Origin of the sequence: Rossellomorea vietnamensis (genome assembly GCF_001305855.1) — a bacterium.
In the GTDB taxonomy this organism is placed as follows: Bacteria; Bacillota; Bacilli; order Bacillales; family Bacillaceae_B; genus Rossellomorea; species Rossellomorea vietnamensis_A.
Map to the genome: position 1 here is coordinate 148,545 of NZ_LIXZ01000005.1, position 21,271 is coordinate 169,815.

Annotated in this window: 23 protein-coding genes and 2 riboswitches; of the genes, 19 read left to right on the top strand and 4 right to left on the bottom strand. The window is 43.1% G+C overall.

Annotated elements, in window-relative coordinates; translation table 11 throughout:
• The 18 genes from AM506_RS08185 to AM506_RS08265 all read left to right on the top strand — a co-directional run bounded on the left by AM506_RS08185 (nucleotide 1) and on the right by AM506_RS08265 (nucleotide 15,776).
• Nucleotides 1-774: an enoyl-CoA hydratase/isomerase family protein gene (locus AM506_RS08185; RefSeq protein ID WP_440480347.1), complete on the top strand. Its 774-nt coding sequence runs from the start codon at nucleotides 1-3 to the stop codon at nucleotides 772-774.
• A 72-nt stretch (nucleotides 775-846) separates the two neighbouring features.
• A complete protein-coding gene (locus tag AM506_RS08190) occupies nucleotides 847-2,022 on the top strand; it encodes an acyl-CoA dehydrogenase family protein (RefSeq protein WP_060672007.1) in 1,176 nt (391 codons plus the stop codon).
• A gap of 21 nt (nucleotides 2,023-2,043) precedes the next feature.
• Complete coding sequence (gene fabG / locus AM506_RS08195) at nucleotides 2,044-2,802, top strand: 3-oxoacyl-ACP reductase FabG (RefSeq protein ID WP_060672008.1); 759 nt, start codon at nucleotides 2,044-2,046, stop codon at nucleotides 2,800-2,802.
• Nucleotides 2,803-2,825: 23 nt separating this feature from the next.
• Entirely contained in the window at nucleotides 2,826-3,275 is a 450-nt protein-coding gene (locus tag AM506_RS08200; protein ID WP_060672009.1) for a MaoC family dehydratase N-terminal domain-containing protein, read from the top strand.
• Entirely contained in the window at nucleotides 3,272-3,679 is a 408-nt protein-coding gene (locus tag AM506_RS08205) for a MaoC/PaaZ C-terminal domain-containing protein (RefSeq protein WP_060672010.1), read from the top strand. The genes AM506_RS08200 and AM506_RS08205 overlap by 4 nt, the downstream gene beginning before the upstream one ends.
• 191 nt (nucleotides 3,680-3,870) lie before the next feature.
• Nucleotides 3,871-3,976: riboswitch (SAM riboswitch) on the top strand.
• Between the two features lie 77 nt (nucleotides 3,977-4,053).
• Complete coding sequence (locus AM506_RS23305; protein ID WP_268788383.1) at nucleotides 4,054-4,209, top strand: YezD family protein; 156 nt, start codon at nucleotides 4,054-4,056, stop codon at nucleotides 4,207-4,209.
• A 104-nt stretch (nucleotides 4,210-4,313) separates the two neighbouring features.
• Nucleotides 4,314-5,012 carry a phosphoadenylyl-sulfate reductase gene (locus AM506_RS08210; protein ID WP_060672011.1) on the top strand — a complete coding sequence of 233 codons (699 nt, stop codon included), beginning with the start codon at nucleotides 4,314-4,316 and terminating at the stop codon, nucleotides 5,010-5,012.
• A 57-nt stretch (nucleotides 5,013-5,069) separates the two neighbouring features.
• Entirely contained in the window at nucleotides 5,070-6,092 is a 1,023-nt protein-coding gene (locus AM506_RS08215) for an inorganic phosphate transporter (protein ID WP_060672163.1), read from the top strand.
• Nucleotides 6,093-6,135: 43 nt separating this feature from the next.
• Nucleotides 6,136-7,293: a sulfate adenylyltransferase gene (gene sat / locus AM506_RS08220; RefSeq protein WP_060672012.1), complete on the top strand. Its 1,158-nt coding sequence runs from the start codon at nucleotides 6,136-6,138 to the stop codon at nucleotides 7,291-7,293.
• A gap of 1 nt (nucleotide 7,294) precedes the next feature.
• Nucleotides 7,295-7,894: an adenylyl-sulfate kinase gene (gene cysC / locus AM506_RS08225; RefSeq protein ID WP_060672013.1), complete on the top strand. Its 600-nt coding sequence runs from the start codon at nucleotides 7,295-7,297 to the stop codon at nucleotides 7,892-7,894.
• A 12-nt stretch (nucleotides 7,895-7,906) separates the two neighbouring features.
• Nucleotides 7,907-9,517 carry a nitrite/sulfite reductase gene (locus tag AM506_RS08230; RefSeq protein ID WP_060672014.1) on the top strand — a complete coding sequence of 537 codons (1,611 nt, stop codon included), beginning with the start codon at nucleotides 7,907-7,909 and terminating at the stop codon, nucleotides 9,515-9,517.
• A 14-nt stretch (nucleotides 9,518-9,531) separates the two neighbouring features.
• The gene (locus AM506_RS08235; RefSeq protein ID WP_060672015.1) at nucleotides 9,532-9,756 is read left to right on the top strand and encodes a DUF3906 family protein; all 225 of its coding nucleotides are present in this window, start codon (nucleotides 9,532-9,534) and stop codon (nucleotides 9,754-9,756) included.
• An 11-nt stretch (nucleotides 9,757-9,767) separates the two neighbouring features.
• Nucleotides 9,768-10,532, top strand: coding sequence for a uroporphyrinogen-III C-methyltransferase (gene cobA, locus AM506_RS08240; RefSeq protein WP_060672016.1), 765 nt, complete (start codon nucleotides 9,768-9,770; stop codon nucleotides 10,530-10,532).
• On the top strand, nucleotides 10,533-11,288 hold the full coding sequence (locus AM506_RS08245; protein WP_060672017.1) for a sirohydrochlorin chelatase: 756 nt from the start codon (nucleotides 10,533-10,535) through the stop codon (nucleotides 11,286-11,288). It begins immediately after the preceding gene.
• Nucleotides 11,269-11,820 (top strand): precorrin-2 dehydrogenase/sirohydrochlorin ferrochelatase family protein, encoded by a 552-nt coding sequence (locus AM506_RS08250; RefSeq protein WP_060672018.1) that lies wholly within the window; start codon nucleotides 11,269-11,271, stop codon nucleotides 11,818-11,820. Before AM506_RS08245 ends, AM506_RS08250 begins: the two co-directional genes overlap by 20 nt.
• 118 nt (nucleotides 11,821-11,938) lie before the next feature.
• A riboswitch (purine riboswitch) is annotated at nucleotides 11,939-12,040 on the top strand.
• A 112-nt stretch (nucleotides 12,041-12,152) separates the two neighbouring features.
• Nucleotides 12,153-12,743 carry a xanthine phosphoribosyltransferase gene (locus tag AM506_RS08255; protein WP_060672019.1) on the top strand — a complete coding sequence of 197 codons (591 nt, stop codon included), beginning with the start codon at nucleotides 12,153-12,155 and terminating at the stop codon, nucleotides 12,741-12,743.
• A complete protein-coding gene (locus AM506_RS08260) occupies nucleotides 12,740-14,044 on the top strand; it encodes a nucleobase:cation symporter-2 family protein (RefSeq protein WP_060672020.1) in 1,305 nt (434 codons plus the stop codon). The genes AM506_RS08255 and AM506_RS08260 overlap by 4 nt, the downstream gene beginning before the upstream one ends.
• 169 nt (nucleotides 14,045-14,213) lie before the next feature.
• Nucleotides 14,214-15,776 (top strand): long-chain-fatty-acid--CoA ligase, encoded by a 1,563-nt coding sequence (locus AM506_RS08265; RefSeq protein WP_060672021.1) that lies wholly within the window; start codon nucleotides 14,214-14,216, stop codon nucleotides 15,774-15,776.
• Nucleotides 15,777-16,035: 259 nt separating this feature from the next.
• On the opposite strand, the gene AM506_RS08270 is transcribed toward AM506_RS08265, so the two are convergent.
• Nucleotides 16,036-16,572: a ribonuclease H-like YkuK family protein gene (locus tag AM506_RS08270; protein ID WP_060672164.1), complete on the bottom strand. Its 537-nt coding sequence runs from the start codon at nucleotides 16,570-16,572 to the stop codon at nucleotides 16,036-16,038.
• Between the two features lie 267 nt (nucleotides 16,573-16,839).
• Between AM506_RS08270 and AM506_RS08275 the strand changes: the two genes are divergently transcribed.
• The gene (locus AM506_RS08275; protein WP_060672022.1) at nucleotides 16,840-17,808 is read left to right on the top strand and encodes a helix-turn-helix domain-containing protein; all 969 of its coding nucleotides are present in this window, start codon (nucleotides 16,840-16,842) and stop codon (nucleotides 17,806-17,808) included.
• Nucleotides 17,809-18,343: 535 nt separating this feature from the next.
• Here the strand turns inward: AM506_RS08275 and AM506_RS08280 are convergent.
• The 3 genes from AM506_RS08280 to AM506_RS08290 form a co-directional block, all read right to left on the bottom strand.
• Nucleotides 18,344-18,802, bottom strand: a complete 459-nt coding sequence (locus tag AM506_RS08280; RefSeq protein WP_060672023.1) for a staygreen family protein — start codon at nucleotides 18,800-18,802, stop codon at nucleotides 18,344-18,346.
• 67 nt (nucleotides 18,803-18,869) lie between these two features.
• Nucleotides 18,870-19,634 carry a hypothetical protein gene (locus AM506_RS08285; RefSeq protein WP_060672024.1) on the bottom strand — a complete coding sequence of 255 codons (765 nt, stop codon included), beginning with the start codon at nucleotides 19,632-19,634 and terminating at the stop codon, nucleotides 18,870-18,872.
• A 134-nt stretch (nucleotides 19,635-19,768) separates the two neighbouring features.
• Nucleotides 19,769-21,193, bottom strand: a complete 1,425-nt coding sequence (locus AM506_RS08290) for an alanine/glycine:cation symporter family protein (RefSeq protein WP_060672025.1) — start codon at nucleotides 21,191-21,193, stop codon at nucleotides 19,769-19,771.
• Nucleotides 21,194-21,271 lie beyond the last annotated feature (78 nt).

Below are 21,271 nucleotides of genomic sequence, written 5' to 3' on the forward strand. Positions count from 1 at the left end.
ATGCAATCACTATTAGTCGAAAAGAATGACCGGGTGTTGACGGTAACCTTAAATCGACCAGACAGCTTAAACTCATTTGATGAGAGCATGCTCACTGGATTGATTGAAGCGCTAGAAGAGGCGGGAGGGAATCAGGAGATCAGGGCGATCGTGATCCGCGGAGCGGGAAGGTCATTCTCAGCAGGCGGTGACGTGAAGACGATGGGAAGTGCGACATCAGCCCAAGTCTATGAACATATCGGAATACTGAATTCATGTATAAAAGCCATAAAGACAATAGAAAAGCCGGTCATTGCCGCCGTCCATGGTTTTGCCGCAGGTGCCGGATTTAATTTAGCATTGGCCTGTGATTTAATCATTGCATCTGAAAGTAGTCAATTTGCACTGAGCTTTTCTAAAGTAGGGCTCATTTCGGATGGAGGAGGTTCATATTTTCTCCCACGGTTGATCGGGCCTCATCTTGCGAAAGAGTTCTTTTTTACGGGAGAACCTGTGTCTGCCCGGAGGATGTATGAATTAGGGGTGATTAATAGACTGGTACCGGCTGATAGTTTAGAGGAGAAGACAAATGAGCTGGCGTCTACATTAGCTTCGGGACCAAGCAAAGCCTACGGAATGATGAAGAAAATGATTGATCGTTCATTCACCACGACCCTGGATGAAATACTGGAACAGGAAAGAATCACTCAAACTTTAATGATTTCAACGGAAGATCATGCAGAAGGAGTATCAGCCTTCAAAGAAAAGAGGACTCCTTCTTTTACAGGATATTAGAAGATCGTATTTAAATTAGTAGTCGGTCCCTATGTTCCGTAAATCTGGACCATTATAGGAGGGGGAAGCGAGATGAATTTACGTTTATCAGATGAACAACGGATGATCCAGAAGACCATCCGTCGATTTGTAGAGAAAGAATTGATTCCTTTAGAAAATGAAGTGCTTCGAAATGAAAGGGAAGGAAAGCCCAGCCTCTCTCCGGAAAAAAGGAAAGAGCTGCAATTGAAGGCGAGAGATGCCGGATTCTGGGGCATCAACACTCCTGAGGAATACGGAGGGGCGGATCTTGGTCAAATGATGATGGCGATCGTCTATATGGAAATCTCCAAGACCTTTGTTCCTTTCTCCTTTGGCGGTTATGCGGACAACATACTCTATTACGCCAATGAAGAACAGAAGAGAAACTATTTGATCCCCACCATTAATGGAGACAAGAAATCGTGTTTTGCCATGACGGAACCCGGAGCGGGATCTGATACCCGTAATATCCGGACTACAGCCGTGAAAGACGGAAACGAATGGATCTTAAATGGTGAGAAAACGTTCATAACCGGTGGAAATGAAGCAGATTTTGTCATGGTCATGGCCGTGACGGATAAAGAAAAACACCGTCGTACCGGGAGAGATGGCGTCACATGCTTCATTGCCGATCGAAGCATGGGATGGAAATCCGAGTATATTCATACGATGGGTGAATGGGGGCCGGCAAGCCTGATTTTCGAGGATGTAAGGGTCCCTGAAGAGAATATCCTGGGTGAAATCGATGGCGGCTATGATCTTGGGTTGGAGTGGATCGGCTTTGCCCGTTGGATTGTAGGCGCCCAGGCGGTCGGGGCAGCAGAACGCCTTCTTCAAATGGCCATCGACTATTCGAAAGAAAGGGAGACCTTTGGAAAACCTATCGCGGACCGACAGGCGATTCAATGGCAGATTGCGGATTCCGCAGTGGAGATCGAAGCGGCCCGCTGGCTCGTGTTAAACGCAGCCTACACACTCGATCAAGGAGAAGACAATCGCCATGTAGCATCAATCGCAAAGCTCTATGGTTCAAATATGGGAAATCGTGTGGTCGACCGTGTCCTGCAGATTCACGGTGGGATGGGCTACACAAGAGAGCTTCCCATCGAACGCTGGTATCGGGAAGCCAGGTTATGGCGGATTTATGATGGAACCGATGAAATCCAAAAGCTGATCATCTCAAGGAATCTACTGAAGGGGCATGTGAAACTGGGACAATTTATATAATTTAATAAGGGGGAAAAAGGAATGAGAGATAGATTCAGAGGGAAAGTGGCATTGGTGACAGGTGGCAGTAGAGGGATCGGGAGAGCGATCGCGGGACTTCTGGCTGAAGAAGGAGCAAAGGTGGCCATCATCGATGTAAATGAAGAGGCGTTGAACGAAGCAAGAGAGGAATTTAAGCAGTATGAATTTTATACTAAAGTGGCCAATGTCGTAGAATCAGAGGAAGTCGAAAGTGCGATGAAGGAAGTGTACGAATCCTTTGGCTCCCTTGATATTATCGTGAATAATGCAGGAGTCATCAGGGATAATCTATTATTCAAAATGACAGGCACTGATTGGCAGACGGTCATGGATGTTCATTTGAAGGGTTCATTTAATGTAGCGAAGGCAGCGCAGAAGTATATGGTGAAACAAAAGTATGGACGTATCATCAATATCTCGTCCACCTCTGCACTTGGGAACCGGGGACAGGCCAATTATGCTACAGCAAAAGCCGGTCTTCAAGGGCTTACGAAAACCCTTGCCATTGAGCTCGGACCATTTGGAATCACAACCAATGCGGTAGCCCCGGGATTCATTGAAACCGAAATGACGAAAGAGACGGCGAAACGAATCGGGATCACATTCGAGCAACTGGTAGAAGCAAGTCTTCAAGGAATCCCGGTAGGAAGAAGCGGGCAGCCTGAAGATATAGCGAATGCAGTCGCATTTTTTGCGGATGAAAAGTCTTCATTCGTCAATGGGCAGGTTCTATACGTTGCAGGTGGGCCGAAAGACTAAAAGAAGCGAAAGAGGTGTTGACCATGTTTCATTCTTACATCGGAAGACGTTCTACGCCTATTAAGAATTCGGTGGAAAGAGGAGCGGTGAAGAAGTTTGCGGAAGCCATAGGAGATCCCCATCCCATTTATGTGGATGAAGAGGCTGGGGAACGTTCGAGATATGGAGGGAACATCGCCCCTCCCACTTTTCCCAGATTGTTGGACTTTGGTACAGTCGAAGGATTTCATTTACCCAACGTTGGATTGATTCACGGTGAACAGTCCTTTCGGTTTGAAAGACCATTGATGGTTGGGGAAAGCATACAATGTTATACGGAAATTAAAGACTATTATGAACGGAACGGGACAGGCGGGACAATGGGCTTTCTTGTCATAGAAGACGTGGGTGAAGATATTCACGGGGAAAGAATCTTCACCTCTCAAGCAATTATCATTATTACAGGAGCAGTCAGAAAGAGGTTGAGTAAATGACAACACTACTATCACTCCATGTAGGAGCTAAACTTCCTCTGGTTGAATTGGATCCAGTATCGAGAATCGACTTGATAAAATATGCCGGGGCTTCCGGGGATTTTAACCCTATTCATACCATAGATGAAGAAGCCCTGAAGCTTGGATTGCCAGGAATCATCGCTCATGGCATGTGGACGATGGGAAATGTGTCAAAACTTTTCAGTCCTCATTATGACGAAGGATTTATCAAGGATTACTCTGTACGCTTTAAAGGAATGGTCATGTTGAACGATGTGATTACTTTAGGGGCAGAAATGGTGGATAGACAGGATAACCTGCTCCATTTTAATGTCTTCGCAACCAATCAAGTCGAGCGAAAAGTGATTGAAGGTAAAGTCGTCTTTGAACTGATAGATAGTTGAAGAGATAAAGATGTTCTGGATGACTGAAACAGCGCTTACTTAAAATATTGTTTTAAATTCCATGTTGGTCGAATAAACATGAAGAGACTGGACGTTTCCATAAAATGATTCAAAAGACATAAATCCGATCGAAAAACTCGGGTTGACTTCTTTGCGGAATGTGATATTATTTAGAATATTAAAATTAATAACTCTTATCCAGAGTGGTGGAGGGATCTGGCCCTGTGAAGCCCAGCAACCTACGTATAGTAAGGTGCTAATTCCAGCAAAATGGGAAGTCATTTTGGAAGATAAGGTAACCTTACCTGAACAACTTTCCAAAATGGGAAGTTGTTTTTTTCTGGCCTGGATAAGATGAAAATTGGGGGTATCATGTGGCAAAAGAAAACAGTCAACAAGCAAAGTTTGACGAAGTGGCAAAGAAGATCCAGTCTATGCTTGAGACCATGAAATATGGTTCGATCACCATTGTTGTTCAAGACGGAAAAGTCATTCAATTAGAGAGAAATGAGAAAGTGCGAATTAAATAAGCTGACTAGACAAACTAGAGGCGCGTAGCACAAGTATAGGGAACTCCTATACTTTGGTTACCGCCTCTTTTTCTATGGATAAGCATCAGGGAATGGGGTGTACTATGTTAACGTATCAGACTTGGAAGCAGCCACCCGAGGAGTTTGAAGTGGATCCGGTATATAAAGGAGCGCTGAACGTCCTGAAATGGACATATGATCATTATGGTGAAGATGTTGTATATGCGTGCAGTTTCGGGATTGAAGGCATTGTGCTCATCGACCTTATATCCAAGGTACAACCGCAGGCTACGATTGTATTTCTCGATACAGCGGTTCATTTCAAGGAGACGTATGAAATCATTGAGAAAGTGAAACAGACCTATCCGGGGTTGACCATTCAAATGAAAAAGCCCCAGTTGAACCTAAAGGAGCAGGCAGAGGCATATGGAGATAAATTATGGGAAACCAAACCGAACCAATGCTGCCAAATACGGAAGCTTGACCCTTTAAAAGAAACATTATCAAAGGGGCATGCTTGGATATCTGGATTGAGGAGGGAACAATCCCCTACAAGACGAGACGTTGAATTCATTAATAAAGATGAAAAATTTCAATCCGTCAAGATTTGTCCGTTGATTCACTGGACCTGGAAAGAAATATGGCGATATGTCCATAAGGAGAACCTCTCGTATAATGCCCTTCACGATCAGGGGTATCCAAGTATAGGCTGCTTTCATTGCACCACACCGGCCATTGATGTAAATGATCTCCGCTCCGGAAGATGGAAAGGAAAAGGGAAGACAGAATGCGGCCTCCATTAGAAAAGGTGACGATCTTTGCTTGAAGTCACGGCCATTCTCATCAGTTTGTTCTTCGCCATGAACATTGGTGCCAGCGGAGCGGCAGCATCAATGGGAGTTGCTTATGGTGCGGGAGCGATAAAAAATATCAGGACGGCATTATGGATTTGTGCCGCTGGTGTCCTGAGCGGGGCGGTCCTTGGTGGAGGAGAGGTAGTAAAAACGATCAGTTCAGGAATCATTCCAACACATCTATTGTCAAATCAAATCGTCATCATCATTTTGTTATCTGCGACGATCTCATTGTTCCTTGCGAATATAATCGGAATCCCGCTTTCTACAAGTGAAGTAACGGTAGGCGCGGTAGTGGGAGTCGGGGTGGCTTACCAGGTTCTTTACGTGAAGTCACTTATGACCATCATGTCATTCTGGGTCATAGTTCCGATCATTGCCTTTTTTATAACATGGGTCGTCGGCTCAGGCTTAGTACGACTGGAAAAGCGTGGATACCATTTTGAAAAAAGGTGGCTTGCATATCTGTTGATCATCGCCGGGTTCTTTGAAGCTTTCTCAGCGGGGATGAATAATGTAGCAAATGCCGTCGGTCCATTGGTTGGCGCCGGCTTGCTCTCACCTTCTAGGGGGATTTGGCTGGGTGGTTTATTTGTAGCCCTTGGAGCTGTTTTACTGGGGAAAAGGGTCGTTGAAACAAATGGAAAGAAAATCACCCAATATTCAAAAGCAGAAGGAATCCTTATTTCCTCTACAGGAGCTCTTCTTGTGTTGGTAAGCTCCCTCTATGGTTTGCCGATCCCCCTAACACAAGTGACGTCGTCCTCCATCATTGGCATTGGCGTAGCTAAAAGCGGTAAACATATGCTGCAAAAACAGATTGTGAAAAAAATAGTTAAAATCTGGGTGGTTTCTCCCTTGATTTCACTCAGTATTTCGTACTTTTTGGTTAAACTCCTGGTCGATAGCGATCTGTATTCGATTGTCGTCCCTATAAGCGTCATCATTGCCACGGTGGGAGCCCTGTCACTTATGCGGGTCATCAATGAAGAAAGAAGGTCTGTCCACGAGGATGGAGGAGGAATATAGTCTTAAATCCGATTAAAACAATATGTCAAGGAGGATATATGAAATGAGTTTACAGCCGCACGGAGGAAGATTGGTTCAATCTTATTTACCGCAAACATCGTATGAAAGCATTCAACAGGAAATCCCATTGGACGATATCGCGTTAAGTGATTTAGAGCTCATTGCTATAGGGGCTTACAGTCCAATCGACGGATTTTTGACAGAGACGGATTATCATAACGTCGTTGAATCATTGCGGTTGAAGAATGGAAGTGTTTGGAGCATTCCCATCACCCTGCCTGTTGAGAAAGATCAGGCTGGTTTCTTGAGGAAAGGGATAACGAGCAGGCTCGTTTATAAAGGTGTAACATATGGCCTCATTGAAATAGATGATATTTATACACCTGACAAACAAAAAGAAGCCCTTCTTGTTTACGGAACGACCGATTCGGATCATCCGGGTGTGAAAAAATTATTCCAGCGGGGAGAGGTGTATGTAGGGGGCAGGATTACCCTCCTTAAGAGATTCCCAAAAGCATTCAATGAATTTACGTTTGATCCAAGTGAGACGCGAACAAGGTTCAAGAATAGAGGATGGAAGACGATTGTCGGTTTCCAGACTAGAAATCCAGTCCACCGGGCACATGAATATATTCAGAAAACAGCACTTGAAACAGTGGATGCCCTCTTTTTGAATCCATTAGTGGGTGAAACCAAAGCAGATGATATTTCAGCTGCCATCCGTATGAAAAGCTATGACGTCTTATTAAAGAACTATTATCCGAAAGACCGTGTGTTCCTTGGAGTCTTTCCTGCTGCCATGAGATATGCAGGACCCAGGGAAGCCATCTTTCATGCATTAGTACGAAAAAACTATGGCTGTACCCATTTTATCGTCGGGCGAGATCATGCAGGGGTCGGTGATTATTATGGAACCTATGATGCACAGAAAATCTTTGATCAGTTCACGGAAGAAGAAATCGGGATTATCCCTCTTCGCTTCGAACATAGCTTTTATTGTAATCGGTGTGAAGGGATGGCGACCACAAAGACGTGCCCGCATGAAAAAGAAAATCATGTCATACTTTCAGGAACGAAAGTCAGGGAGATGCTTCGGAGCGGGGAAGTCCCTCCATCCACCTTCAGTCGACCAGAAGTGATTGAAGTATTAATCAATGGGCTGAAAGAAGAATCAAAACAGCCGTCAAGAGGAGGAGCATAAGTTGAGTGAAAAACAAAACATCGTCTGGCATGAAGCAGAGGTAACGAAACAGGAGCGACGGACACATAACGGTCATCAAAGTTTCATCCTCTGGTTCACGGGATTATCTGCATCAGGTAAATCGACTGTAGCCAATAGAGTGGCCTCTTCCCTTTTTCAACAGGGGAAGCAGGTATATGTCCTTGATGGGGACAATATCCGTCACGGACTGAATAACGACTTGGGATTCAATGAAGAAGATCGAAAAGAAAATATCAGGCGGATCGGGGAAGTGTCCAAACTTTTTGTCGATAGCGGCCAAATCGTCCTCACTGCCTTTATTTCGCCTTACAGGGAAGATCGGAATCTCGTACGTAAATTAGTCAGACCGGAAGAATTTCTGGAAGTGTTCGTGAAATGTTCTTTAGAGGAATGTGAAAAGCGCGATCCCAAAGGTTTGTACAAAAAAGCCCGTAACCAGGAAATCACCCAATTCACGGGAATCAGTGCACCATACGAAGAACCGGAAAATCCGGAAATCATCCTCGATACAGAAAAGCATTCCATAGAAGAATGTGTGGAGTCACTACTGCTTGAATTAAAACAAAAACAACTTATTTAAGGAGAGGAAATCATGGCTTATACAAAATTCTGGGAGTCAAATGAGAAACTCAATAAAACGGAAAAATGGAAGCTTGAGAAGGATGGATTGGCCATTTTCAAAGATATCCCCCATTATGCCCAAAACGGCTTCTCCTCCATCCCGAAAGAAGAGTGGGATAAGTTCAAATGGGCGGGTCTTTACTTGCAAAGACCCAAAGAAGACGGATATTTCATGATGAGGGTGAATGTCCCATCGGGCATTCTGAGCTATGATCAGGCAAGGGAACTTGCCGCCATTTGTAAAGAATACGGCAGGGACGTCTATGATATCACGACCCGTCAGGCCATCCAGTTCCACTGGTTGAAGATTGAACAAATTCCGGATATCTTCAAACGTCTGGAAAAAGTCGGATTGTCCTCTGCAGGTGCATGTGGGGATATTACACGTAACATCGTCGGTAATCCTCTGGCAGGAATCGACCCCGATGAACTCTTTGATACAAGGGCTGTGGTGAAAGAAGTCTATGACTTTTTCCAGCATAACGAAGATTTCTCCAATTTACCGAGAAAGTATAAAGTTGCGATTTCAGCGAACGTCAACAATGCAGCCAATGCTGAAATCAACTGTGTTTCGTTCCTTCCGGCGAAAAAGCGGATAAACGGGAAAGAGGAAAACGGTTTTCACCTTAAGGTTGGAGGCGGGTTGTCTTCTAGACCTCTACTGGCACAAGAATTGGACGTATTCGTTCTTCCACATCAAGTGAAAGACGTAACGGTTGCACTTACGACCATTTTCCGTGACTACGGATATCGGGAGAAACGTCATTTAGCCCGTTTGAAATTCTTAATGGCTGACTGGGGACCTGAGAAGTTCAAAGAAAAACTGCTTGAATATGTGGAGCTTCTTCCCGCCGGAACCAATGCTGTTAAAGGCTGGAATGCAGGATATTTCTACGGGGTTCACCCGCAAAAGCAGGAAGGGCTTAATTATATTGGACTGAATGTTCCGGTAGGCAGACTGAATTCAGATGAAGTATTTGAGCTGGCGAGGATTTCCAAGAAATATGGAAATGGTGAACTCAGAAACTGTAATTCTCAGAATCTCATCATTCCCAATATTCCGGATGAGCATGTAGATGCCCTACTCTCCGAAAATATCTTTGACCGGATTTCAACAAGCCCATTATCCTTCATCGGGTACTCTGTATCATGCACAGGGATCGAATATTGCAATCTTGCTTTGGTGGAGACAAAGGAGCGGATGAGACAGATCGCAAATGAATTGGACCGGGAATTGACGTTGGACGTCCCTGTCAGAATCCATATGGTCGGTTGCCCGAATTCATGCGGGCAGCGACAGATTGCAGACATTGGTCTGCAGGGTATCAAAATGAGAACGAAAGATAAGAAAATGATTGAAGCCTTTGAAATCTATGTAGGGGGCACCCTCCAGGATGGCGGGAAATTGAATGAAAAGCTAAAGGGGAAAGTGGAAGCTTCCAATTTATCCGAGGTAGTCAAGCAATTATTGATTCATTTCAAACAAACAAAGGAACAGGGAGAGACGTTCTTTGACTATATCAACCGTGTCGGTACCGCTCCCCTCCAGGAATCATTGGATCAACTGCTACAGGAAGCATAGGGAGGTAATGATAGATGAACTTGTATCGATTTGAAGTTACTGCCCGGGACTTTGTTACGATTGTCGTCGTAGCAGCTGACACGGATGAGAAAGCGTTCGACCTGGTTGAGGTCGAACTTGAGAAATATTTTTTGAAAAAGCCGGATGTCGAGGATATCTCACTTTATGAAAAAAAGAGAATCCGGGGAAATGGTGCAGGGTTTGTCCTGCACGAACAGGAAACAATCATTAAATCCTGAGGAGGGACACAATGGGAAAGGTATATTTAGTCGGAGCGGGACCCGGGGATCCGGAACTGATTACGGTAAAAGCGTTGAAATCCATACAAAAAGCAGACGTCATTCTTTATGACCGCCTGGTGAATAAGGAACTTCTCTCCTATGCGAAGAAAGGGGCAGACTTAATCTACTGCGGGAAACTGCCAAACTACCATACGATGAAACAGGATACGATCAATCATTTTCTTGTACGATACGCTGCAAGCGGAAAAGTGGTGGTCAGATTAAAAGGGGGAGATCCCTTTGTATTCGGAAGGGGTGGTGAAGAAGCGGAAGCCTGTGCGAAAAAAGGGATTCCTTTTGAAATCATTCCGGGTATCACATCAGGGATCGCGGCCGCCGCTTACGCCGGAATCCCGGTCACTCACCGTGATGCAAGTTCAAGCGTGGCTTTTGTAACAGGTCATAAGCAAAACAATCAGCTTGAAGAGGAGAAATGGGAGAGCTTATCGAAAGGAATCGATACCCTGGCTATCTATATGGGAGTCAGCAACCTTCCATATATCAAAGAAAAGCTAATACAATATGGCAAGTCCAAACATACCCCTGTGGCACTCGTTCACTGGGGAACGACAGAAGTGCAAAAAACCGTCACTGGGACACTTGAAACCATTGTTGATATCGTGAAAGAGGAAAAAATTGAAAATCCAAGCATGATCATTGTAGGTGAAGTAGTTCGGTATCGTGAGAAAATTCAATGGTTTGAACAGAAAATGATCATGAGCGAGGCTTTATAGATGAAACAAGCAGTCCTGTACGTGTGTCATGGCAGCCGGGTTGAAAAAGCACGTGAAGAGGCGGTTTCCTTTATCAAAAGGTGCCAGAAACACGTGAAGACCGATATTCAGGAAATCAGCTTTCTGGAACTTGCATCCCCTTCCATAGAGGAAGGATTCGCCGTTTGTGTTGACAAGGGAGCGACTCACATAACGGTCGTTCCCCTCCTCCTACTGACAGCGGTCCATGCCAAAAAGGATATCCCCGATGAAGTCCGAAAATGCAGGGATATCTATCCGGATATACATGTGAATTACGGCCGTCCCATTGGTGTTCACGATAAAATGGTCGAAAGTGTCATTAACAAGATAGAGGAAGCGACATCTATGGATTCCTCTACCGTTGCTGTATTAATTGGAAGAGGAAGCTCTGATCCTGATGTCAGGAGAGATCTTGATCACATAGCGGAGCTTGTTCATAGGAGAACCACGTTAGGAGATGTGAGAACATGCTATTTAACAGCAGCTTCTCCAAGCTTTATCGAAACATTGGAAGCAGTAAGGTATTCAGATAAAAACGTCATTTTCATTCCCTACCTTTTATTCACCGGATTATTGATGAAGGGAATAGAAAAGGAAATACGCAGAACGAATAATGAACACATCATTCTGGGGAATTATTTAGGGTATGATCGGCTTGTGGAGGAAGCATTCCTGGACAGGGTAAATGAATCACTTTGGGTTAAAGGAGAACACAATGCTACCTGTAATGATTGATGTAAAAGGGAAACAAGTAATCATTGTGGGTGGGGGGAAAGTGGCATTTCGCAAGCTCACTGTTTTTTTAGAGCAGGGTGCAAAGATTACAGTCATCAGTCCCGAGGTCGTCGACCAGATCAAAGTACTCCATTATGAGAAAAGGATTTCATGGATCAAGCGGGAAGTACTCAGGGCTGATGTGAAAGATGCGTTCATTGTCATCGCTGCCACAAACAAACGATCCGTAAACGAACAGGTGAAAATCTATTCTGAGGAAAATCAGCTTATATCTGTGGTGGACGATGGGGATAGTGGAAACATGCAGATGGTTTCCTTCAAGCAGAGAGGGAGTTTGACCATCGCGGTATCAACGGGAGGAGCAAGTCCATTCTTAGCAAAAAAACTTACACATCAACTCTTTGAGCCATTTGATGATTCTTATATTGAAAAGCTTGCAATCATTTCTTCTAAAAGGAAAGAAATAAAGGCATCGGACCTATCTACGAGTGAGAAAAGAAAGCTGTTAAAAGAACTTTCTGAACAGGTGTGAAGTGAATTAACTTTACACCTGTTTCTTTATTATACGAACATTAATTCCGAAAAAACATTAAACGTTAGGAAATGAGTCTTTACAAAAGTGCGAGTTGTCGGTATACTAACCAATATCAATTCAATCTTTCCTTTTCACTCATATAATAGCGGGGATATGGCCCGCGAGTTTCTACCGGATTACCGTAAATGATCCGACTATGGGTGAGCAATGATAGGTGCGTCTTTAAGGACGCTCTTTGCCTTACCCAAAGGTCATTGTCTCACTCTGATGTGAGCACAATATCCTTTGGGTTTTTTAGTCTCTACAACAGGTAAAGGAGTGGTTTATTCATGAATTTATTAAAAAATAAGATCAAAGCGGAGGGTGTCGTCCTTTCAGAAACGGTATTAAAGGTCGATTCATTCCTTAATCATCAAGTTGATCCGGAACTGATGATGGAAATAGGGAAAGAATTTGCCAATCGTTTCAAAGAGGAAGGAATCACAAAGGTACTGACCATTGAATCATCAGGGATTGCTCCTGGTGTGATGGCTGCACTTCAAATGAATGTTCCCCTTGTCTTTGCACGTAAAAAGAAATCGTTGACGCTAACAGAAGGAGTGCTTACTTCAAAGGTGTATTCATTCACCAAGCAAGAAGAAAATACAATTTCCATCTCACGAGAGTACATACAAAAAAATGATCGAGTTTTATTGATAGATGATTTTATGGCAAACGGCCAGGCAGCATTGGGGTTGATCGACTTAGTGAACCAAGCTGAAGCGGGAGTCGCCGGAATCGGAATTGTCATTGAAAAGTCATTTCAAAACGGCGGGAAACTCGTTCGAGATACCGGCTATAGAGTGGAATCTTTAGCTGAAATCGAGTCCCTTGAAAACGGAGAAGTACAATTCAAGCAAGAGGAGGCGACTGTATCATGAAGAATCAGCCTCTTAAACTGGCTTCACTTGGTATCCAGCATGTTCTTGCTATGTATGCGGGTGCGGTCATTGTCCCCTTGATTGTCGGAGGGGCCCTTGGACTTTCGGGAGAACAGCTTACGTATCTTGTATCCATTGATATTTTCATGTGTGGAATCGCGACCTTGCTGCAAGTGTGGAGTAATCGATTCTTCGGGATCGGACTACCGGTTGTTCTCGGATGTACGTTCACGGCGGTCGGACCCATGATTGCGATCGGAGGTCAATATGGGATCTCCGCCATCTACGGATCGATTCTCGTTTCAGGTCTATTCGTCATTGCCATCAGTAAATATTTTGGGAAGCTCGTCCGCTTTTTCCCGCCTGTCGTGACGGGTTCTGTCGTGACCATCATTGGGATCACACTGATCCCTGTTGCCATGAACAATATGGCAGGCGGTCAGGGAAGTGCCGATTTTGGTTCATTGGAAAATCTGTCTTTAGCGTTTGGAACGTTGGTATTCATATTATTCTTATATAAGTTCTTTACAGGTTTTGTCCGCTCAGTATCCATTTTACTCGGACTGATGGCAGGAACGGCTGTCGCTTTCGTTCTCGGAGAAGTCGATTTCAGTGCTGTTGGCGATGCTTCGTGGTTTCATATGGCGAAACCATTCTACTTCGGGATGCCGACTTTTGAAATAACAGCAATCCTCACCATGATTCTTGTAGCCATGGTCAGCCTGGTCGAATCAACGGGCGTATACTTTGCCCTGGCGGATATCACTGATAAAAAGATTTCAGAAGAAGATTTAGCAAGAGGTTATCGTGCAGAAGGATTAGCCATCGTCCTGGGTGGATTATTCAACGCCTTTCCTTATACGGCGTATTCCCAGAACGTCGGATTGGTTCAGCTATCGGGTGTGAAGCGAAATAATGTGATATATGCAACTGGTGCCTTCCTTGTAATCCTCGGTTTAGTCCCGAAAATAGGGGCTCTCACCACGGTGATTCCCGCTTCTGTATTGGGAGGCGCGATGGTCGCCATGTTCGGTATGGTGGTCGCGTACGGAATAAAAATGCTGAGTCACGTGAATTTTGCTTCACAGGAGAATCTGTTGATTATTGCGTGTTCGGTGGGTATGGGACTCGGGGTTACGGCCGTACCGGAACTTTTTGCACAAATGCCCTCAAGCATCCAGATCTTGACGGATAATGGAATTGTTGCAGGCAGTTTAACGGCAATAGGGCTTAATATCTTTTTTAATGTATTATCTAAACGTAAGTTGAATGTCATCATGAGTGAGCAAAAAGCGTCATAAATTGTTGATCTAAAACCACTTTCTCAGTCAGTTTTATGAGAGGGTGGTTTTTTTAATCCTTTATTTCTGAATTATCAGATTATACAGAAGGGAAAACGTATATTCGTCACGAACACTAATGAGTAGGTGTTGGACAGTAAAGAGTCCGTTTTATAAGAGGAGGAGAAAAATGTACGCAACGACTGGATCTATTTTTGATCAAACGGTAATGAAATTCCGAAATAAGGAGGCCATTGTAGAAGAGAAGACCGGTAAACGGTTAACATTTGGAGAGTGGCAGGATGAAGTCCATCGTGTGGGCAATGCCCTTTTGAAAGCAGGTGTGAAAAAGGGAGACCGGGTTTCTACGTATCTATTTAATACGCTGGAACTGGCCAACGTTTATTTTGCGTGTGGAAAGATTGGTGCCGTGATCAATCCAATTAATTTCAGGTTAAAGGGGCAGGAAATCCACTATATATTAAAGGATGCTGAGCCAAAGGTCGTGCTGTTTGAAGAAGCTCTTTCCCGCCCGATTGAAGGGATATCCAAGAACTTTCCTCAGACCCTTTTTTGGTATGTGGGGGACAATGCTCCAGAATTTGCTCACAGCTATAATGAGGTAGTGAGTCCTTGTTCCACGTCACTAGCTGATTTTTCAGTCAAAGAAACGGACATTTATGCCATCATGTACACGAGCGGGACCACTGGCAGACCAAAGGGGGTTCTCCACAGACACCGTGATATGGCGGAGCAGAGCTTGATCTGTACATCGGTTATGGGGCTTACACCAAATGACATCGGACTTGTGACTGCACCGATGTTCCATTGTGCCGAGCTTCATTGCTGTTTCCTTCCAAGGGTGCAAGCGGGAGCGAAAAATATCATTGTTCATCAGTTCCATCCCCAGACCGTATTGAATGTGATCCAACGTGAGAAAGTCAGCAACCTTTTTGCGGCACCAACAATGTGGAATATGCTTCTCCAGCATGGGGTGGAGGAGTATGATACATCATCACTTCGAATCGGTCTCTATGGGGCTGCCCCGATGGCGCCTGTTCTTGTCAAGGCTCTTCATGAAACGATGAATGTCGACCTGATTCAGGCGTATGGTCAGACGGAAATGGGGCCAGCGGTTACGTTCCTGCTTCAGGATGAGCAGTTAACGAAGGCGGGTTCTGCCGGTCGTGCCGCTTATAACCATGAAATACGAGTGGTAAGACCCAATGAGTACGGTCCTTCTGATCCTGAAGATATGTGTAAACCTGGTGAAGTGGGGGAAATCATTGTCAGGGGCTCATGCACGATGCTTGAATACTTTAACCGGAAGGAAGCGACGGAAAAAGCGTTGTATAAAGGCTGGTACCGCTCCAGTGACTTAGGTTACATGGATGAAGAAGGATATCTGTATGTGGCTGACAGGGTGGATGATATGGTGATTACAGGCGGGGAGAATGTGTATCCGCGTGAAGTAGAGGATGCCCTGCATGTTCATGAAGAAGTGTTAGATGTCGCTGTCCTCGGACAGCCTGATGAAAAATGGGGAGAGCATGTTTTAGCAGTAGTGGTCTCGAAAAATCCTTCTCTTTCATCAGGGGATCTGGATTTATTTTTGAAGAATGGTGATCTGTTAGCAGATTATAAACGGCCGCGTGAATATGTATTTGTGGAGGAACTTCCACGTAATGCAAGTGGAAAAATTCAAAAGTTCCTGTTGAGGGAGAACCTGAGTAAAAGGGAAAAGCAACGCTAAGAACTATTGATTTTGTTGTATAAAGAGTATTAGAACATATGTTCTTTCATCGAATTTCAGACAGATAATGCAGTAAATGAGAGATAAATGGAGAAATAAGCAGAAAGTAAAAAAGATGCCTGGGATTTTTGTCCCGGGCATCTTTTGTTATTCTTCACAACTGGTGGAAAAAGAATCGAAACTCCGCATACATTCTCTTTCATAGAGCGCTGAGTTATACAGGGAGGAGCAGTTCTGAGATTTCAAAAAATGAAGGGCTTTATTTTGTATAACGGTTGGCATAGCTGGAAGCCACGAAGGCATCAGGTTTAATTTTCGGTTCCACTCCCATCGCTTCCATCCTTGCGACCATTTCCTTCACAAACTTACTTGTTTTATTTTGTTTTCCATTCCCAATATCAATATGCCCCTCCATACTAAATGTAGCCCCCTCATAAATATTAGGAAGGACGATATTAATTAACTTATTTTTTCGTTCCTCTGTAAACAACGAAACAATTTCTTCGGATAAAGATAGCTCATATGAAATCCTCTCATGTAATTGCAGCATTTTCCTTGGGATTAACACTTTTCTTATACATGCCCACACACCTTTTCCTTCATTTAAAATTACAATTCCTGTTATGAAGGTCGTATGTGAGTGATGAACTTGAGAATCAGTCCCGACCATTAATCGATAGTGACCGTATGGATCTGATTGCATGAACTTCAAAATATGTTCAAAGACCTGGCCAAATGAAATTCCGGTTTCCTGTAGATTTTGAAATGAAAAGAGATTATCCTTATCGTTTTTCATCTTGTTAATCACAGCTTTCTTAACCAATTTGAGCATATAACGATAAATTCTTATCTATATCCTATGATAAGAATTTATTACCGTGAAAAGGAATACATGCACACGAAAATGGTTTTACTCCAACCAGTGTTTATCAGTGCTGCTTACTGTATTGATGGGAGTGTCTGGTTTTTAAAAATTTCAAGTTTAATTTAGTGCTTGTTTTTCGACTTGCGAACATTTGTTCTGTATAATAGAGATACACAATGATTGAAGGTGGTGCTTAACATGACAAGAAAAAAGAAATGCACCTTGGAAATAACTGAAATCATACAGATGTACGAAGAAGGGGAAAAGACCGCTGAAATCGCCCGCAGAGCCAATGTATCCACCCGTTATATCAATTCAGTATTACAAAAGAATAAGGTGGCAAGAACCCCGCACGGAAGCTGGAAGCGAAAATACAGAGTTAATGAGGATTTCTTTAAGACCTGGAGCAATAACATGGCCTATATACTCGGGTTTTTTGCAGCTGATGGTCATATTAGCAGCCGAAATCACACGGTTTGTTTTTCTCAAAAGGATCCTGACATACTTGAGAAGATCAGGAATGAATTACAGTCGAATCATCCATTAGTGTTAAACAACACAGATGTTCACACATTAATTATTGGAAGTAAGGTTATGAAATATGATCTAATAGATTTACACGGAATGACTAGTGACAAATCAACTTCTCTTAGAATGCCGAAAATTCCAGACGAGTATTTTAGTCATTTTGTTAGAGGATATTTTGATGGGGATGGCTTTGTTAACTTTGAAAAAAGGATAGTCAGTTTTGTAGGTGGTTCGGAATCATTTATGAGTAAGTTAAATTTAGAGCTACAAAGAAGAAATTTCAACTCTAGATTATATGCCGATAAAAAGTATTTTCGAATCTTTATTACAGGAAGAAAGACCATTCATTTGTTTAAAAAATGGCTTTATCAAGATATGGAACTATATTTAAAGAGAAAATATGAAGTATTTGATAAAGAAACAATTCAAGATGCTAACAAGATACCTGAAAGCAGAATAAAAATGACAAAAGCAGCCGTAAAGAACCGTAAAGAATCTTTTTTGAGACTCTATAAAAAATCTATGACAATAGATGAAATCTGTAAGGAAATAAAAATTACTCCTGCAACATTTAAGTCTTGGCTAAAAAAAGACCGGGAATTTAAAGAAGAATTCTATTCAATTATAACAACCAAATAAACAATACTTAATAATAAGACTTTACAGGGAAAAAATTTCTCGTAAAGTCTTATTTTTATRAAGGAGGGGAAGTGCGCAAAGTTAAAACATTTTAAAAAAATCTAGTAGACATAATGTAAATTATAGGAACCTGAATTAAAAAGTCAAATTCAGTCTCGTATCACAAGTATACTGTTTATAATGAGACAGAAGAAAAAATTGAGATAATCAATAATTTATGATTTCTCGTCCGGTTTTGGGTTATCAAATGTTCAATCCGATTTATATTTGCCTGGCTGCTCATTAATTACACGTGATGATGTTTCGGTTTTATCATATTTATCATATTTCATATGCTATTATCTGATTATTTTAGGTTGTAATCGAATATTATCTAAATCGTGTTCCTTTCCTGATTCCTTGATTTTGGCTGTTCATCTACTTTAGTTTACATAATACCTTCGCAATCATTCATACTCCTACAAGTTTTTTCTCAATATTTAATAAGCCGAAAAAAAGCATAAAGAGTCCCTACAGTCCTCTCTATGCTTGTGCATTATTTAATGAGATATTGTCTTGGTGTTCCGAAATACAACGTTTGCTGATATTCAGGAAATATGGATTCGAAGCAGATGATAATGGGCGCATCAAGGAGCCATGGATAATACGTGTAAAAGCCTTTATCCCCGTTCACCATTGCTGCGAGCGCTAATGGCAGCTCCTTCTTGAAAATCATGAATCGAACGTTTGAAAGCTGCTGATCAAATTCTCCCCCACTGACATATACAGTTCCGGACAGCGTATATTGACCGAGGTTTCGTCTCCATTCGCCCAACACTTCGTCCCTCATGGTCATATTGATCTTTTCAAGATCATAGTGGCACCCGATACTTAAGTATAGTTCACCTGTCGTATCGGAATGGGTTAACGTGTACTTCCTGTTATCGATCGGATTGAAGATGGATGCAGGCAGCAGATATTGAACAGTTAACTTTTCAGGCTTAAATTCACTCATGTATAAGCCTCCTTTACAAAAATGGGCTTACAACAGAGTATGACACCTGCCTAGAAACGGTTCCCTTTCAATTTTCTCTCCACTTGATTTTAATCAACTTCCATTTACCTTTTTCATAATACCAATAAGAAGTGGCTGTACCGATTCCATCAGCATGATAGGCGCCACTGATTTGCTGATAACCCTTCAGCCCTTTACCGCGTTTTCCAAAGATTTTCACCGGTTCGAAAAAGGCATACGGTCCCACCATCAATTCCATTGGTTCATTTAGATTTCCGTCGGTATAAATCCCCAGTCTTTCGTAATCCTCTTTCCGATCGCTTAAATCCACTGTATAGGATTGGTTTGTATCCACAAACGTAATGGATGCCTTGTACTGATCTTCAAACTGAGCTTGAATCGTAAGGGGCTCAGGGAGTCCGATATCGACGAGCTTATTGTCGGCCAATGTATGGAGAGCCATATTGTATAGGCCGCCGCTGCCCCCCGTTGCAGCTGAATACAGCATATCCTTAATTCCATCATGATTTAAATCAACGAATTGAATTTTCGGTTCATAACCGCCCTCATAATCAATCCGGATATCGCTCCCCATGGACGTTTTGATATCCGCCCAGATTTGCTTGAGAAACAGGGCATCAGGAGAAAAAGGAATCGCTTTGAGTGTGATTGTATCTTTCTTACCATCACCGGTCACATCTTTTTTATATACTTTTACAGTCATCTCGTTTACCGGTTGTTTTTCCGTCGGTTCTGCGGCAAAATTCCCTGCAATGGCATGGAGCGACATAATAAAGAAAGCACCGAATGCAAATAGTAATTCTTTTCTCATGATTCTCTCTCCTCAGTGGAAAATTATTCGCTATTATTTTCACCAAAGAAGGTAATTCTATGTAATCATTATCCATCTTTTTATTCTTTAAAAAGAAAGAAGACCAGCCAATCTCCCAGGCTGGTCCATTACTTCTATTGTTCTTCCCTTGTTTCAGGCTTTGCTTCCCAGCTTTCGATTCCTTTTAACCCACTAATCGAATTAGAGTAGAAAACAGGATCTTTCCCCTGCCTTTTCTGCTCTCTATAATCCTTTAATGCAGCAATGGCAATTTTGGCCAGTAACGTAATGGCAATCAAGTTGATGATGGCCATCAGACCCATGAATAGATCGGCTAAGCTCCATACGATATCCAGTTTCACCACCGCTCCGAATATCACCATGCCAAGAACGGCGATTCGATAGATAAATAGAGAGACCGGACTGTATTTGATGAATTCGATATTGGTTTCCCCGTAATAGTAGTTTCCGATGATGGAACTGAAGGCGAACAGGAATATGGCGACAGCTACAAAGGTATCTGCCCATGACCCCACATGGAAGCTTAGAGCTGCCTGTGTAAGTTGAATCCCATCGACTCCGGTAGTATATTGATCGGATAAGATGATCATGAAGGCAGTTGCAGTACAGATGAGCAATGTATCGGTGAAAACACCAAGCGTTTGAATGAGGCCTTGTTTAACCGGATGCGTGACACCGGCAGACGCCGCTGCGTTAGGTGCACTACCCATACCCGCTTCATTCGAGAATAATCCACGCTTGATTCCCATCATGATGGCTGCTCCGACACCGCCGCTTGCTACCTCCCGGATACCGAATGCATTTTCAAAGATGACGACGAACATATTTGGAAGCATCGAAATATTCGAGATGAGAATATAGAAAGCCAGAATCAGATAAAGGACGGCCATGATCGGCACGACAATCTGAGTGACACTGGCGATCCGCTTCACACCACCGAAGATAACGAGAGCGGTTAACACAGCCAGTACGATGCCGACCGTCATGCGATCGAATGAATACGCTTCTTCCATAGCGAGTGAAATCGTATTAGATTGGACCGAATTAAATACGAGACCAAAACAGAAGGTGATAATGACTGCAAACAGAATCCCCATCCAACGGGCATTTAATCCTTTTTCCATATAGTATGCAGGACCACCCCTATAACCGTCCTTCCCATCTTTCACTTTATAGATTTGAGCGAGTGTACTTTCCACGAAACTGGTTGCTCCTCCCAGTAAGGCAATAAGCCACATCCAGAATACAGCTCCAGGTCCTCCGCCTGCGATCGCTGTTGCCACACCGGCAAGGTTACCGGTCCCGACACGTGAAGCCGTACTGATCGTGAATGCCTGGAACGAAGATATCCCCCGTTTTCCTTCTGAAGAAATGGTCGTTTTGTCAGTTAATAGTCTCCCCATTTCTCCTAAATATCGGAACTGTGCGAATTTTGTTCGTAACGAGAAGTATAATCCCAGTCCGATCAGTGCGACGATCAGTATGTATGACCACATGTAATCATTCAAGGTGCCTACGATACTTGTTAATAACTCCATAAATGTACCCCCTAGATGTTTTAGTATTTGACAAATAATGTATGAGCCTATGTATGTTTACCCATTCAGACACTGTTT

Excerpts from the sequence above, each read along its gene's own strand:
- AM506_RS08185 (WP_440480347.1), top strand. The coding sequence starts at position 1 with ATGCAATCACTATTAGTCGAAAAGAATGACCGGGTGTTGACGGTAACC.
- AM506_RS08190 (WP_060672007.1), top strand. The coding sequence starts at position 847 with ATGAATTTACGTTTATCAGATGAACAACGGATGATCCAGAAGACCATC.
- fabG (WP_060672008.1), top strand. The coding sequence starts at position 2,044 with ATGAGAGATAGATTCAGAGGGAAAGTGGCATTGGTGACAGGTGGCAGT.
- AM506_RS08200 (WP_060672009.1), top strand. The coding sequence starts at position 2,826 with ATGTTTCATTCTTACATCGGAAGACGTTCTACGCCTATTAAGAATTCG.
- AM506_RS08205 (WP_060672010.1), top strand. The coding sequence starts at position 3,272 with ATGACAACACTACTATCACTCCATGTAGGAGCTAAACTTCCTCTGGTT.
- AM506_RS08210 (WP_060672011.1), top strand. The coding sequence starts at position 4,314 with ATGTTAACGTATCAGACTTGGAAGCAGCCACCCGAGGAGTTTGAAGTG.
- AM506_RS08215 (WP_060672163.1), top strand. The coding sequence starts at position 5,070 with ATGAACATTGGTGCCAGCGGAGCGGCAGCATCAATGGGAGTTGCTTAT.
- sat (WP_060672012.1), top strand. The coding sequence starts at position 6,136 with ATGAGTTTACAGCCGCACGGAGGAAGATTGGTTCAATCTTATTTACCG.
- AM506_RS08230 (WP_060672014.1), top strand. The coding sequence starts at position 7,907 with ATGGCTTATACAAAATTCTGGGAGTCAAATGAGAAACTCAATAAAACG.
- AM506_RS08235 (WP_060672015.1), top strand. The coding sequence starts at position 9,532 with ATGAACTTGTATCGATTTGAAGTTACTGCCCGGGACTTTGTTACGATT.
- cobA (WP_060672016.1), top strand. The coding sequence starts at position 9,768 with ATGGGAAAGGTATATTTAGTCGGAGCGGGACCCGGGGATCCGGAACTG.
- AM506_RS08245 (WP_060672017.1), top strand. The coding sequence starts at position 10,533 with ATGAAACAAGCAGTCCTGTACGTGTGTCATGGCAGCCGGGTTGAAAAA.
- AM506_RS08250 (WP_060672018.1), top strand. The coding sequence starts at position 11,269 with ATGCTACCTGTAATGATTGATGTAAAAGGGAAACAAGTAATCATTGTG.
- AM506_RS08255 (WP_060672019.1), top strand. The coding sequence starts at position 12,153 with ATGAATTTATTAAAAAATAAGATCAAAGCGGAGGGTGTCGTCCTTTCA.
- AM506_RS08260 (WP_060672020.1), top strand. The coding sequence starts at position 12,740 with ATGAAGAATCAGCCTCTTAAACTGGCTTCACTTGGTATCCAGCATGTT.
- AM506_RS08265 (WP_060672021.1), top strand. The coding sequence starts at position 14,214 with ATGTACGCAACGACTGGATCTATTTTTGATCAAACGGTAATGAAATTC.
- AM506_RS08270 (WP_060672164.1), bottom strand. The coding sequence starts at position 16,572 with ATGAAAAACGATAAGGATAATCTCTTTTCATTTCAAAATCTACAGGAA.
- AM506_RS08275 (WP_060672022.1), top strand. The coding sequence starts at position 16,840 with ATGACAAGAAAAAAGAAATGCACCTTGGAAATAACTGAAATCATACAG.
- AM506_RS08280 (WP_060672023.1), bottom strand. The coding sequence starts at position 18,802 with ATGAGTGAATTTAAGCCTGAAAAGTTAACTGTTCAATATCTGCTGCCT.
- AM506_RS08285 (WP_060672024.1), bottom strand. The coding sequence starts at position 19,634 with ATGAGAAAAGAATTACTATTTGCATTCGGTGCTTTCTTTATTATGTCG.
- AM506_RS08290 (WP_060672025.1), bottom strand. The coding sequence starts at position 21,193 with ATGGAGTTATTAACAAGTATCGTAGGCACCTTGAATGATTACATGTGG.